General features: G+C 70.6%; 12 protein-coding genes. 4 read left to right on the top strand and 8 right to left on the bottom strand.

The annotated features are described in order from the left end of the window. Window positions 1-164 precede the first annotated feature (164 nt). The 4 genes from OIE40_RS02890 to OIE40_RS02905 all read left to right on the top strand — a co-directional run bounded on the left by OIE40_RS02890 (window position 165) and on the right by OIE40_RS02905 (window position 4,544). Window positions 165-608 carry a hypothetical protein gene (locus OIE40_RS02890; protein ID WP_264699901.1) on the top strand — a complete coding sequence of 148 codons (444 nt, stop codon included), beginning with the start codon at window positions 165-167 and terminating at the stop codon, window positions 606-608. Next, entirely contained in the window at window positions 587-1,963 is a 1,377-nt protein-coding gene (gene mptB, locus OIE40_RS02895; RefSeq protein WP_264699902.1) for a polyprenol phosphomannose-dependent alpha 1,6 mannosyltransferase MptB, read from the top strand. The genes OIE40_RS02890 and mptB (OIE40_RS02895) overlap by 22 nt, the downstream gene beginning before the upstream one ends. A 262-nt stretch (window positions 1,964-2,225) precedes the next feature. Continuing rightward, entirely contained in the window at window positions 2,226-3,650 is a 1,425-nt protein-coding gene (gene mptB / locus OIE40_RS02900; protein ID WP_264699904.1) for a polyprenol phosphomannose-dependent alpha 1,6 mannosyltransferase MptB, read from the top strand. A gap of 9 nt (window positions 3,651-3,659) precedes the next feature. Then, window positions 3,660-4,544, top strand: a complete 885-nt coding sequence (locus tag OIE40_RS02905; protein WP_264699907.1) for a TIGR01777 family oxidoreductase — start codon at window positions 3,660-3,662, stop codon at window positions 4,542-4,544. A gap of 71 nt (window positions 4,545-4,615) precedes the next feature. Here OIE40_RS02905 and OIE40_RS02910 read toward each other — a convergent pair whose 3' ends face one another. Genes OIE40_RS02910 through OIE40_RS02945 form a run of 8 tightly spaced genes read right to left on the bottom strand, consistent with a single transcriptional unit; the run spans window position 4,616 to window position 13,762 of the window. Further along, window positions 4,616-5,026: a PIN domain-containing protein gene (locus tag OIE40_RS02910; RefSeq protein WP_264699909.1), complete on the bottom strand. Its 411-nt coding sequence runs from the start codon at window positions 5,024-5,026 to the stop codon at window positions 4,616-4,618. A 49-nt stretch (window positions 5,027-5,075) separates the two neighbouring features. After that, the gene (locus OIE40_RS02915; RefSeq protein WP_264699911.1) at window positions 5,076-7,322 is read right to left on the bottom strand and encodes a sialidase family protein; all 2,247 of its coding nucleotides are present in this window, start codon (window positions 7,320-7,322) and stop codon (window positions 5,076-5,078) included. Then, window positions 7,319-8,008: an N-acetylmannosamine-6-phosphate 2-epimerase gene (locus OIE40_RS02920; RefSeq protein WP_264699912.1), complete on the bottom strand. Its 690-nt coding sequence runs from the start codon at window positions 8,006-8,008 to the stop codon at window positions 7,319-7,321. The genes OIE40_RS02915 and OIE40_RS02920 overlap by 4 nt, the downstream gene beginning before the upstream one ends. Next, window positions 8,001-8,891, bottom strand: a complete 891-nt coding sequence (locus OIE40_RS02925; RefSeq protein WP_264699914.1) for an ROK family protein — start codon at window positions 8,889-8,891, stop codon at window positions 8,001-8,003. Before OIE40_RS02925 ends, OIE40_RS02920 begins: the two co-directional genes overlap by 8 nt. Continuing rightward, window positions 8,888-9,811: a dihydrodipicolinate synthase family protein gene (locus OIE40_RS02930; RefSeq protein WP_264699916.1), complete on the bottom strand. Its 924-nt coding sequence runs from the start codon at window positions 9,809-9,811 to the stop codon at window positions 8,888-8,890. Before OIE40_RS02930 ends, OIE40_RS02925 begins: the two co-directional genes overlap by 4 nt. Before the next feature lie 11 nt (window positions 9,812-9,822). Then, complete coding sequence (locus OIE40_RS02935; RefSeq protein WP_264699918.1) at window positions 9,823-10,857, bottom strand: oligopeptide/dipeptide ABC transporter ATP-binding protein; 1,035 nt, start codon at window positions 10,855-10,857, stop codon at window positions 9,823-9,825. Next, entirely contained in the window at window positions 10,854-12,806 is a 1,953-nt protein-coding gene (locus tag OIE40_RS02940) for a dipeptide/oligopeptide/nickel ABC transporter permease/ATP-binding protein (protein ID WP_264699919.1), read from the bottom strand. Before OIE40_RS02940 ends, OIE40_RS02935 begins: the two co-directional genes overlap by 4 nt. Continuing rightward, window positions 12,803-13,762: an ABC transporter permease gene (locus OIE40_RS02945; protein WP_264699921.1), complete on the bottom strand. Its 960-nt coding sequence runs from the start codon at window positions 13,760-13,762 to the stop codon at window positions 12,803-12,805. Before OIE40_RS02945 ends, OIE40_RS02940 begins: the two co-directional genes overlap by 4 nt. Between the last annotated feature and the right edge of the window lie 118 nt (window positions 13,763-13,880).

A 13,880-nucleotide genomic window follows, 5' to 3' on the forward strand; every position in this document is an offset into this window, starting at 1 on the left:
GGCCATGCCGGGCGGCAACCAGCCGTTGTTCACCTGGCTGGTGTGCCTCGCGGTCGCCCTCGCACTGATCGCGGCCGGGGTGTCGGCGCTCGCTGCGGGCCTGGCCGGCTCGGTGGTCACCCGGGCAGTGGTCGGCCGCCGCGGGCGCGCTGGCGGCCATCGGAGTGACCGCCGTGGTCATGTCGCTGGCGGCGTTCGCGGCCGACGTCGAGACGACGGACGACGCGGGGGCCGCCGGTGCCGGTCGCCTGCTGGCCGAACTCGAGTTCGCCGCCGCCCAGGTCGGCCACGGCGTCCTCGCGCTCGCCATGCTGGCGCTGGCCGCGCTGGCGATCAGCCGGGACACCGACGGACTGCTGGTGGTCGTCGCAGGGGTGGCCGCGGTCGTGCTGATCGCAGCCGTCGTGATGGGCTCGGGCGTCCCCCTGCCGGTCACCGGCCTGTGCGCGGGGGTGGTCGGCGGGTGTGCGCTGGGCTCGCCCGGGCTGCGGGGTGCCAGGCCCAACCCTGGCAATCCCGCCCCGCCCGCGTCCGGCGGCCCCGGCCCGGGCGGGTACGGCCGTCCTCGCGGCCCTAGCATGGGCCCGTGCCCGCCGTCTCGTTGCTGACCCGCCGGATCGGACCGGTCGCGGCGGCGACGCTGGGGGCGACCGGCACCCTTCTGATCGGCTGGGGCAGCTGCCATCCGGAGTTCGCGTTCGGCCCCGACGGCTGGCCGTCGGCGACGGTGAACGCGATCGGCCTGGCGCTGCCGCTGCCCTGGAACCGGGTCGCGATCGTCGCCGGCGTGACGCTGCTGGCGCTGGCCTGGTGGTGGCTGCGCCCGGACGCCGACCGCCCGACCCCGCATCGCCGGCTGTTCGCCGTCCTGGCCGTGTGGAGCCTGCCGATGCTGCTTGTGCCGCCGGTGCTGTCGGCCGACGCCGTGCTGTACGCCGACCTGGGCTGGATCGTGAACCAGGGGCAGAACCCGTATTTGATCGGCCTGACCGGTGCCGGCGGCCCCTACGCGCCGCACGTCGACCCGCTGTGGGCCGGCAGCGGGGTGGCCTACCCGCCGCTGGCCCTGCTGCAGGACGCCGCGGTGGTGCGGCTGGCCGGGTTCGCCACCTACGGGGGCATCGTCGCCATGCGGCTGCCCGCCCTGGCCGCGATCGCGGCGATCGCCTGGACGCTGCCCCGGCTGGCCCGGCGGCTCGGGTCAGACCCGGCCCGGGCGCTGTGGTGGGGGCTGGCGAACCCCCTGGTGGTGGTCCACTTCGTGGGGGGCGCGCACAACGACGCGGTAATGGTGGCGCTCGCCCTGGCCGGGGTGCTGCTGGCGCTGCGTGGCCCGCACTGGGCGTGGGGTCTGCTCGCCGGCCCGGCCGTGATCGGAGTGGCGATGGCGATCAAGCCGCAGGCGGGGCTGGCGGTGCTGGCCTGCGCCGGGCTGCCGGTGGCCGCCGAACTGGCGCGTCGTCCGTTCGGGGCGAGGGTGCCGCTGCTGGCCCGGCGTTCGGCGATCGCCGCCGTCGTCGCGGTGGGCGCCTTCGTGGTGGTGACACTGCCCACGGGGCTCGGGTTCGGCTGGACCCGGTGGTTGTCGCTGATGGGCAGGGCGGGAACGGCCGCCCCCTTCTCGGTGCTCGCCCAGGCGGGTGAGCTGGTCATCCAGCAGCTGGGCGGCGAAACCTCCAGCTGGCTGGCCGGGGTCGGGGCGGTGTCCACGCTGGCGATGGTGGCCGCGCTGGCCTGGATCGTGCTGCACCTCGCCGACCGGCCACTCGCGGCGGTGGGCTGGGGTTCGCTGGCGGTCAGCGTGCTCGGCCAGTCGATGCACCCCTGGTACATCCCCTGGTCGTTGGCGCTGTTGGCGCTGGTGCCGCTGACCAGACGCCAGTTCGGCTGGCTGACCTGCTTCGGCATCGGTTTCGTGGTGTGGAACGCGATCCAGACCGTGGTGTGGCATTCGGTGCGTTGAGGGGGCTCAGAGCCAGCACCGACAGACCGACCATCGGCCAGATCCGGGAGCGACGTGCGGGGGCACCGCGGCCAGGGCGGTCAGCGCGCCGGCCCCGTCGAGGCGTCCGTGGACGATCCCCTCGGCGACCAGGGTCTGCCGCCATGGATCCCAACCCAATCGGCGCTTGCAGGGGTGAGCGGGCGGACCCGCGCGGGTGTCCGGACGCGTGGCCCGTCTCGCTAGGATCGAGCCACCGAACGACCGACCGAAAGCTCTGCCCATGCCTGCTTCCCCGTGGCGCCTCCCCGGCGTCTGGGTCGGTTTCATCGGTGCGGTGCTGGTCGGCGTGGGCGCCTGCAGCAACGGCTTCTCGTTCAATCCGGACGGCTGGGGCGTCGGCCCGATCGCGGCGCTCGGTCATGCGCTGAGCCGCACCGCCGGGGCGTCCCTGGTGCTCACCGGCTGCCTGCTGCTGTCGGCCGGATGGTTCCTGCTGGCGCCACGGCCGGGCCGGCCCGGCGTGCGGTGGGTGTGGCTGCTGTGGGCGGTTCCGGTGCTGATCGTGCCCCCGGTGATGAGCGGCGACCCGTTCCTGTACGCCGACCTGGGCTGGATCATGGCGCACGGTGGCAACCCATACGTCGACGTGCTGGGCAGCATGGGCGGCCCCTACGACCCGTTCGTCGACGACTTCTGGTCGGGCAACGGGGTGGCGTATCCGCCGCTGGCACTTGAGGTCAGCCGGCTGATGGTACAGCTCACCGGCATGCACCCGTACTGGGGGGTCGTGGCGCAGCGGCTGCCGGCGTTGGTCGGCGTCGCGCTGATGGCATGGTTCCTGCCCCGGATCGCCGAGCGTGTCGGAGCGGACCGCGACTGGGCTCTGTGGCTCGGCGTGCTGAACCCGATCGTGATCGTGCACCTGATCGGCGGCGCCCACAACGACACCCTGATGGTAGGCGTCGTCGTGTTCGCGATCTGGCTGAGCCTGCAGCACGTGCCGCGGGTGTCGGCGTCCCTGCTGCTGGCACCGGTGGTGATCGGGGTGGCGATGGCGCTGAAACAGCAGGCCGGGCTGGCCGTGGTCGCCGCAGCCGGCCTGCCGGTCGCGGCGCGACTGGTCCGGCTGCCCTGGTCGCAGCGGGTGCTGGTGCTGGGCTGGCGCTCCGCACTGGCCGCCGTCGTCGCACTGGGCACGTTCGTCGCGGTGTCGCTGGCGACCGGGCTGGGCTTCGGCTGGACGCAGTGGCTGTCGCAGATGGGCCGGGCTCGGACGATGACCCTCGCCGTCGCGATCGCTGACGCCTTCGCCTGGACCGGTCACGACCTGTTCCGGCTGCTCAACACCGTGTTCGCGCTGGCGGCGGTGATCGGGATTGGCTACCTGCTGCTGAGCCGGCCCGAACGTCCACTGGTCGTGACCGCGTGGGGGTCGGTGCTGGTGCTGTTCCTCGGCCAGGCCCTGCACCCCTGGTACGTGGGGCTGAGCCTGGCGCTGCTGGCCCTGCTGCCACTGGGTCGCGCGGTGCTGAGGTGGGTGGTGGTGGTCACCGTCGGGTACCTGATCGCCTATGCGACCACGAACCTGTTCAACCTGGCTGTGCTGCCGTCACTCGCGGCGGGGCTGGTGGCCGCGGCGGTCGCCTTCGCGTCCTGGACGGGCGCCCGTCCGGTCACTCCCGGGCACGCGGACCGCGCCGACTAGGATTGATGGATGCGAATCGCGATCGCCGGGGCGTCCGGAATGCTGGGCCGGGCCGCGTCCGGCCATCTGAGTCGTGCGGGGCACCAGGTGCTGGCGCTGGTCCGCCGCGAGCCGACCGGCCCGGATGAGCGCAGCTGGCAGCCGGACGCCGGCCGGATCAGCGGCCCCGGTCTCGCCGACGTGGACGCCGTGGTGAACCTCAGCGGGGCGGGCATCGCCGACGCCCGCTGGAGCGACCGCCGCAAGGAGTTGTTGCGGTCCTCCCGGCTGAACACCACCACCACGCTGGTCGCCGCGCTCGAGCCGGACGGCCGCTGCCGCCGGTTTATCAACGCCTCCGCGACCGGCTTCTACGGCGACACCGGTGAGACCGTGGTCGACGAGCGCACCCGCCAGGGCACCGGCTTCCTGGCCGAGCTGGTCGCCGACTGGGAGCAGGCGGCGCACGCCGCCCCGGTACCGACCGCCTTCTTGCGCACCGGTCAGGTGCTGAGCCGCAACGGCGGGTTTCTCGGTAAGCAGCGGCTGCTGTTCCAGCTCGGCCTGGGCGGTCGGATCGGCTCGGGGCGGCAGTTCCTGTCCTGGATCCACCTCGACGACCATGTCCGCGCCCTGACCCACCTGCTGACCGCGACCCTCACCGGTCCGGTGAACCTGGTCGCCCCGCATCCGGTGACCAATGCGGCCTTCACCGAGGCGTTCGCGCACTCGCTGCAGCGCCCCGCCGTGCTGCCCATGCCGTTGTTCGCGGTGCGGATGCTGTTCGGCTCCGAGATGGTGGACGAGGCACTGCTGTCGGGCACACGGGTGCAGCCCCGCCGCCTGCTCGATGACGGCTTCGAGTTCAAGCATCCCGGGCTTGCCGGAGCCCTCGCGGACCTGGCGCGCACCTGACGGCGCACCCGCGATCCGGCACAGGCCGGGGCGCGCCGACGAGGCACCGACGACGCCCGTCGCCGGGCGGACTACCGCTGTCCCGCGTCGGAGAGTGCCTGAAAAGGGGCGACCCGGACGATTCCGGACGCGGCGGCCGCCAGCTTGTCGTCGACGGTGACCAGGGCGTCCGCCTGCAGCCGGGTGATCGCGATGTACTCGGCGTGACGCAGTGACAGCCAACCGTTGGCCCGGGCCAGGTCCCAGGCGCTGCGGCGGCTCACCCGGTCGTTGAGCAGCCGCAGCTTCATCGTGGTCAGCCGCTCGTGGTGGGCCAGGGCCCGGGCGTCGGTCAACCGGCCGTCGACCACTCGTTCGAGCATCAGCTCCAGCACCTGCGACCGCAGGCCGGCCGGCCCGACCAACTGGTGGTGCAGGGTGGGGTCGAGGTCGCCGTCGAGCACGGCGAGCAGCGTCAGCGGGCAGACCACGAAGCGGCTCATCGTTACACCGTAGGCCCTGGCCGCGGCTGGAGCAGGTGGCCGCCGATGGCTACCTCGTTGCGAGCCACCAGGTGGACGGGATGCGGGTGAGGTAGAGCCCCTGCCACTCGTTCTCCCACAACACGGCGAGGTCGCCGTCGGGGGCGAGCGCCATCGACTGATAGACGTGGTGGCCGGGGTTGAGGGTCCTGGAGGTTGGCCAGCTCCGTCCACCGTCGTAGGAGATTCGGAGAATGCCGTTGCCCCGGTAGGGGAGCATCTGGGCGGCGTTCATGAACGCGATGGTGTCGGTATCGGCGTCGAGGGTGATGGCGTTGGGTTGGCAGAAGATCTCAGGGATCTCGGTCACGGTGGTGACGGGCCCCCATGAACAACCGCCGTCCTCACTGGTGCTGGCCAGTACGCGTCCGTCGGGGTGTTGGTTGCGCATCATCAGCAGCAGCGTGCCGTCTCGCCGCTCGACGGCGGTGCATTCATGGAGAGAGGCCGCCTCCCCGGTGAGGGTGCGGGAGTCCAGAGTCGTCCCGTCAAGGATCCTGCCGTCGTTGGGCGAGGCGCCCCGACGCCAGGTGGCGCCGTGATCGTCGGAGTAGACCACGGCTGCCGACACCCGCTTGGGGTTCTCGCCTTCGTAGTAGACGGGGATGACGAGTCGTCCGGCGTGCTCGCCGCGAGCCAGTTGGATACCCGTGCCGGGGGCGGTCCCGAGGAAGTGCATCCATTCGGCCTTCACCACATGGTTCAGGTTCTGGGGCTCGCTCCAGGTCAGGCCCTCGTCGTCGCTCCACACCTGCTGCAGGAAGCTGGTGCGGGCGATCAGGGGGGTTTTGGGAGGGTTGAGCCCCTGCTTGTCGTGAATGTTGCCCATGGTAGCCCCGTTGCGCAGCAATGTGCCGTCGGGCATGACTGTGAACGGGGTGGGATCACCCTGGGTCGTGTGCACGACTCCCTGGTCGTTGAGGTGGTACTCGGTGCCGTCGGCGTCGGTGAGCAGCCACCTGCCGTCGGTCGTGAGTCCAACGCCTTGTTGGTTGTTGGGCTGCCCGATCCCGCCGGGATAGTGGTCGATGAGGACCGTGAGCCGGTTTGTGTCGCGGTCGTGCACCATGCAGCCGTCGATGACGGACGCGCCGTCGCCGCCTTCACCCGGCGAAGCGATGACGGTGATCGGCTGCTGCCAGGTGCGACCCCCGTCCACGCTGCGGCGGACGACGAAATCGATGTGGTTGGGGCTGTCGTTGGCGCTGGTGGTGCGCCGGTCCGCGCCGGCGATCATGACCCCCGACGGGAGGGTCATCAGAACGGGGATCCGATAGCTGGCCGCCCCGTCCAGCCCTCGATCGAAGACGGCTGTGGTGGTCAACGGGTCGGTTCCAGCGAGCAGTTTGAGCTGGCTGTCGTTGAGGGGTGTGGCGTAAATGCCGCCCTGCTGCACCTCGCCCCACAGTCGTCGGCCGGCGGTGTCCTGGCCGATGACGACGGAGTCGATGTCGCCGGCGTCGGCGAAGAAGGCCTGACCCGGCAGATGGCCGACCCGGTAGCCGTCCACGTACAGATCGACGGCGCCGGCGGTGGTGGTGACGGCGCAGTCGTGCCATTGACCGTCCACCCAGTCGCCCCTGGCCGCGAACGTGCGCCAGGTGGACTCACTGACCCGCACAGCCCAGGTCAGGCCGCGCTGGTCGATGGTGAGTCTCACCCTTTCGACTCCATTGCGGGAGGCGGCCAGCAAGGTTCCTTCCTGCCCCGGTCCGCGCACTCTGTAGCGGACTCGTACGGAGCCTTCGGTGAGGGGGGAGACCCGGGCTGTGTCGAAGTCGTCCAGGTGGTTGGCGGCGAACTCGACCAGCGCCACGGGCCGGTGAGCACGGCCGAGTACGGCCTGGGCGGTGGGAACGGACTCGTCGATGCTCAGGTTCCGGACCTCGAGCGTGCCGGAGCCCTGGACGAGTCTGAGGTCGGTGCCCAGCGCGGCGCAGAACACGTCGACCGTACCGGCGAACACCTGGTAGCCGTCGACGTAGAGCCTGGTGCCGCCCTCGTCAACGGCGACGGTGGCTGTGTGCCACGCGCCGTCGGCCGCGTTGGTGACGTCCTCGACCTCGAGCAGGGCGGTCCGGGCGTCAGTCACCACCTCGTAGTGCAGCCGTCTGTGGCGCAGGCGCAGTGTGCAGCAACCGTTGCTGCCGTGCAGGGCGAACAGTGTGCCGTCGAGGGTGCTGCGGAACTCCAGTCGGACGTTGCCCCGGGTAAGGCTGGCAGTTGCCCTGCCGAGGCGCTTGCCGGCGTCGTTCATCGTGTTCGGTTCTCCTTCGTGGATGCGACGAACCAGGACGTAATGGTCGTCGGGTGGGTGATGGCTGTGCCGACGACGACCGAGTGGGCGCCGGCCTGGAGGGCGCGCACGACGTCTGCGGGGGTGTGGTACCGGCCTTCCGCCACGATGGGAACGCCCAGGTCCGCGGCAGTCAGTTGCTCGACCAGTTCGAGGTCCGGGCCGGACGTCGGGGTCCGTTCGCCGGTGTAGCCGGCGAGGGTGGTGCCGATGATGTCGACCCCCGCTTCGGCAGCATCGAGGGCGTCGTCGACGGATCCGCAATCGGCCATCACCACGGTGGGCCCGTCGGCCTTCAGGGATCGGAGGGTCTGCGTCAACGTGCGGCCGTCCGGGCGGGCACGCCGGGTGCCGTCCAGAGCGACGATGTCCGCCCCTGCGCTGCGGACGGCGCGGGCGTGGGCGAGGGTGGGGGTGATGAAGACCGGCGCGGAGCCGTCCTTCCAGAGGCCGATCAGGGGTGCGGAGGTGCGACGTCGGATGAGTTCGATGTCGGCAAGGCCTTGGGCCCTGATGCCGACCGCGCCGCCCAGCAGGGCCGCCTCGGCCAATTGTGCCATCGTCTCGGGGTGTCGCATGGGCTCGCCGGGATAGGCCTGGCAGGACACCACCACCCCGCCGGCCAGCCGAGTCAGCAGGTCAGTCATGGTTCCCCGTTCGGCTTCTCGCGAAGGCGGCGGCGCCCACCAGCGCGGCCGAGGCGCCGAGGTGGGCGGACTGGATGCGGACGGGGCGAGCGACCGGTAGTGCCTCCTGTGCCGCGGTCCGCAGCAACGGCCCCCACCAGAGCTCTCCCGAGTCCGCCAGGCCGCCGGTGACCACGACGATGTCGGGGTCGAGAAGGTTGACCCAGCCGCCGATGGCACGCCCCAGGGCGGCGCCGGAGCGCTCCAGGCAGGCGGCGGCGTCCGGATCGCCAGCGGTCGCCGCAGCGGCCAGGTGCTTGGCGTCGGGGAAACGGCCGCCTGACGCACTGACCAGGCCGCTGCCGGACGCCAGGCATTCCAGGTGACCCTCGCCACCGCACGAGCAGCGCAGTCCAGCGGCCTCCGGGCAAGGCGCGTGGCCGAGGTGGCCCGCGCAATGGTGGGCGCCGGTCAGCAGACGGCCGGCGTGGACGATCCCCCCACCCAGGCCGGTACCGGCAGCCACCAGGAGTAGCGACTCGGCGTCCGTGGCGATTGCCTCGCCGAGGGCGTGCGCGTGCACGTCGTTCAGCACATAGGTCGGGCGACCCACGCGTGCCGTCACCTGATCGGCAACGCGCGTGCCGGCCCAGTCCCGCAGCAGGTCGGTCGCGTAGACCACCACCCCCCGCTTGGAGTCGATCACACCCGCCGCTGCGACGGCGACCGCGCTGACGGAGGGGTCGTCGAGCTGGTGCACCAACTCGACGGCGGTGTTCACGATGGCTTGGGGACCGTGCCGGGCGGGGGTGGTGGCGGTGCGGAGACCGACGACTCCACCCGCGGAGTCGACGCGCGCCGCAGCGGTCTTGGTTCCGCCGATATCGACGGCGATGACGGTCATGCTCGCGGACCGACCTCTTCCAGGATCTGCCGGATGGTGTGCAGGTCGCGTTCGTCGAGAGCATCGAACGGCTCGGGCTGCTGGTTGCTGTCGATCACGCCCATGGACCACAGGGCGGTCCGGAAGGCGCCCACCCCCGCGCCCCAGCCCTGCGCCGAGACAGGTGCGAGGCAGATCTCCATCAGTCGGGCGAGCCGGTCCTGGATCCTGCGCGCCCCCTCCCAATCGCCCACCTTGGCTGCCTGATCCAGGGCGACGAAACCTGCAGGGTCGACGTTGCCGAGGCCGGGCACGCTGCCGTGCGCGCCGGCCAGGTAGGCGCCGTCGACGCAGAACTCATGCCCCGTGAGGAGGGTGAGGGGTTCGCCTGCGTCGCTGTTCTTCAGGGCGAGGCGCCTGAAGGACACGTCGTCGCCGGATGAGTCCTTGACGCCGGTGATGGCGCCACGCAGGCCGAGGTCGACCAGCAGGTCGGGGTCGAGCTTGGTGTGCACGCACACCGGAATGTCGTAGGCGAACACTGGCACGTTGCTGCGTTCGCCGATGATCTCGAAGTGACGCCGCACCGTGTCCCGCGCGGTGATGGCGTAGAACGGGGCGGTTGCGACCACGGCGTCGACCCCGACCTGCTCGGCGGCCTTGATGTGTTGCAGGACGGGTGCGGTCTGGGTGTCGATGACCCCGGCCAGGACGGGCACCCGGCCGGCGGCGATCCGGACGGCCTCGGCGAGAATCCGCTCGCGCTCCTGGGCGGTGGCAAAGACCACGCCACCGGTGGAGCCGAGGACGAACAATCCGTCAACTCCGTTGTCGATCAGCCGGTTGACCAGCCGTTCGAAGGAGGCGACGTCGAGCTGGCGGTTGTCGGTGAGCGGGGTGAGGACGGGCGGAATGACGCCCTGGAATGGACGGACTGACACGGTGGTGGTTCCTAGCTGTTCACTGTGACGGCGGGATTGTCGGGCAGGCTCTCGGGCGGTGGTGGCGGCTGCTCATCGCCGGCGACCGGATGGAGGCACCGGAATATGTGGGCCGCGTCGACGGTCTCGACGGCCGGCATCGTGGCGGCGCAGTCGGGTTGGGCACGCCAGCAACGCGGGTGGAAGGGGCAACCGGACGGCGGGTTCACCGAGGAGGGCACCGGCCCGGTCAGGCCGATCGGCTCGACCGGGTGCAGGATGCTGGGCGTGGCCGACAGCAGCGCTGCGGTGTAGGGGTGCCGGACCAGCGTCGGAATGACCCGGCGCGGAGCGGTCTCGACGATCCGGCCGAGGTACATCGTGACGATGCGGTCACTCATCCGCCGCACGGTCTGAATGTCGTGGGAGATGAAGACCAGGGAGAGGTTGAGGTCCTTCTTGAGGCGCAGCAGCAGGTTGAGGATCTGAGCCCGTACCGACACGTCCAGCGCCGACGTGGGTTCGTCGGCGACCAACAGCGAGGGCTCGAGGGCCAGGGCGCGACCGATGGCCACGCGCTGACGTTGCCCTCCCGACAGTTGCGACGGCAACGCGTCGGCGGCACTGCCGGGGAGTCCCACCAGGTCGAGCAGTTCCTTTACCCGGGCCTGCCGCTCGCGCGCGGTGCCCACACCCTGGATGTCGAGCGGGTCGCGCAGGATCGCGCGCACGGTGAGGCGCCTGTTCAGTGCCGTGGAGGCGTCCTGGAAGATCATGCCCACCTCGCGACCGAACTGATTGCGGCGCTCCGCGGGCTTCATCGCCCACAGGTCACGACCCCGGAACACGACCGAACCGTCATCGGGCCGGCGAAGGCCGACGATCACCTGGGCGAGGGTGGACTTGCCGCAGCCCGACTCGCCGACGATGCCGACGGTCTCGCCGGCTTCCACGGTCAGGTCGGCACCGGTGAGCGCGTAGACGGTGTCCTTGGTGAGCGGACGCTTGCCGGGGATGCGGTGCCGGACGTGAGCGTCGCGAACCTGGAGGACTGGGGTGGCGGTCATGCGGATGCCTCCTGCAGCAACGACGCGTGCGGATGGTGACAGGCGACCTGCTGGTCTCCGAGCACCGGGAGCAGGTCTGGAGCCGACGAGTGGCAGATCGAGGTGGCTGCGGGGCAGCGGTCACTGAACCGGCATCCGGAGGGGAAGTCCTTCGGGGAGGGGACGACGCCGCGGATCTGGGTGAGGGTGGCGTCGCCGGCCTCCAGCGAAAGCACCGACGACAGCAACCCTCTGGTGTAGTGATGCTGGGCATTGCCGACGACCTCGAAGGTGGCGCCGGACTCGGCGACCTGCCCGCCGTAGAGGACGACGACCCGGTCGGCGATGTCAGCCACCAGCGCCAAGTCGTGCGACACCAGGATCAGGGCGAAGCCGAGCTTCTCCTGCAGGTTCAGCAGCAGTTCCATCACCTGGGCCTGGACGGTGACGTCGAGGGCTGTGGTGGGTTCGTCGGCGATCACGAGTTGCGGGTCGCGGGAGAGCGCCATCGCGATCAGCACCCGCTGCCGTTGGCCGCCGGAGAGCTCGTGGGGGTACGCCTTGAGAGTGCGGTCCGGATCGAGGTTGACGAGTTCGAGCAGTTCCTCGGGGGTGCGGGTGCCGCCGCGCCGGCAGAACTGGCCGAGTTGTTGCTTGATCGTCATGGCTGGGTTCAGCGACGACAGGGCGTCCTGATAGATCATGGCGATCTGCCTGCCCATGATGCGTCGCCGTTCTCTGCTCGACAGGGTCAGCAGGTCGCGGCCGGCGAACTGGACTTCACCCGTGACCTCGGCCGTGCGAGGTTCCAACCCCATAATGGCGAGGGTGGTGAGGGACTTGCCGCACCCCGATTCGCCGATGAGCCCGAGCACCTCGCCGGGGTGCACGTCGAACGAGATGCCGTTGACGATGTCGACGCCGTTGTGGCGTCCCGGGAACCAGATTCTCAGCTCGTTGACCGACAGCACCGGTGGTTGGGTGGACGGCTGCCTGCGGTTGGCCGCGAGACGCGACCCGCTCGCGGCGAGCCCGGGCAGCTCGATGATCGGCTGGTCCAGGGTGCCGGCGCTCGCCGCGGCACTGGTGATGGCGGCGGGGTCCGGTGCGGTCGTGCGTGCCGAAGGCGCCGCCAGGGTGTCGGAGAAGCTCTCGGAGAGCACGTTGAGCGCGACGACGGTCACGAAGATCAGGAGACCGGGGAAGGTGGTGGCCCACCAGCCGCCCAGCATCAACAGGTCCTTGCCTTCGGCGATGACGCTGCCCCAGGAGGCGTACGGCTGCTGGACGCCGGCCCCGATGAACGACAGCGACGCCTCGAACACGATGGCGTCGGCCACCAGCACGGTGCAGAACACCAGCACAGGTGCTGCGCAGTTGATGGCGACGTGTCTGGCCACGATGTAGGGGGTACGAGCGCCGATGATCCGTTCGGCCGCCACGTAGTCCTCGCCGTACTGCTCGATGACGTTGGCGCGGACGATGCGGGTGACCGGCGGTATGTAGAGGAACCCGATGGCGATGATGAGCACGGGCAGCGAGCGCCCGAAGACCGCGACCAGGACGGCGGCGAGAGCGATGCCCGGGAAGGCCATCACCACGTCGAGGATCCGCATGATCACTTCATCGATGGCCCGTCTGCTGGTGGCGGCGATCGCACCCAGGACGGTGCCCGCCACCAGGGCGATGCCGGTGGCTCCCAGGCCGATGGCCAGGGACCAGCGGGCGCCCACGGCCAGCCGGGCCAGGATGTCGCGGCCCTGGGAGTCAAGCCCGAAGGGGTGCGCCCACGAGGGCGACTTGTCCGGCGTGACGGTCTGCAGGTTCGGGTCGATCCCGATCAGCAGGGGCCCGAAGATGGCGAACAGTGCGACCACGGCGATGATCGACACGGCGACCCAACCGGACACGGTGAGCGCACGGAACCGGATGCCGGGGCGGGCTAGCTTTTCGGTGAGCTTCCTTCTCATGCCTTCTGGCTCCTCAGCTTGGGATTGACCAACAGGGAGAGCACGTCGACGAGCAGGTTGACGACCACGAAGCCGAGGGCGATGGTCAGCACCGCGCCCTGCACGATGGCAGGCTCGTTGTTCTTGACGCCTTCGATCATCAGCCGGCCCATTCCGGGCAGGTTGAACATCTGCTCGATGACGACCGCGCCGCCCAGCAGGTAACCGACCCGCAGCCCCAGCACGTTGAGCGGGTTGATCAGCGCGTTGCGGAGCACGTTGCGGCCCACCACCACCCAGGGCGGCAGTCCACCACCCCGGGCGGTTCTGACGTAGTCCCGGTCGAGTTCCTCGACCATCGAGGTCCGGATGATCCGGGTCAGTTGCGCCGCCACCGGGAAGCCTAGAGAGAAGGCGGGCAGTGCCATCGTCCGCAGCCAACCGGTGACGGAGTCGGACGGGTTGATGTACCCGCCGGTCGGGAAGATCGCCCGATCGATCGCGAACCACTGGATGAGTAGGAGCGCCACCCAGAATGACGGGGCCGCCACGCCGAGCAGGCTGACGAAGCGGATCACCTGGTCGGGCCAGCGGTCACGGAAGATCGCCGAGATGATGCCGAGCACGAGGGCGACCACGACGGCGATGGCCAGACCCAGCAGGGTGAGCTGGACGGTCAACGGCAGGGCGGTAGAGATCATCGACGTGACCTGCTCGCCCGTCGCCAGGCTTCGGCCGAGTTGCCCCTGCGCGATGAGCAGCAGAAACCCGAAATACCGGACCAGGAACGGGTCGTTCAGACCGTGCTCCTCACGAAACTGATCCAACTGGTCGGGGGTCACCGGCGCGTCGGCGAAGACGGCGATCGCCGGGTCGGTCGCCGAGAACTGCATCACGGCGAAGACGAACAGCACGATGCCCAGCACCAGTGGCACCAGCGAGGCCAGCCTTCGTCCCAGGATTCTGAGGATGCTCATGGGTTGCACTCCATCGGGTGGGGCGGGGGTGGGGGGGGCGCGCCCCCCCCCCCCCCCCCCCCCGGGGGGGGGGGGGGCGCCGCGGCGGGATCCCCGTGGAACCCCGGCAGGCGACCCC

This window comes from Micropruina sonneratiae (assembly GCF_025972045.1).
Lineage (GTDB): Bacteria > Actinomycetota > Actinomycetes > Propionibacteriales > Propionibacteriaceae > Micropruina > Micropruina sonneratiae.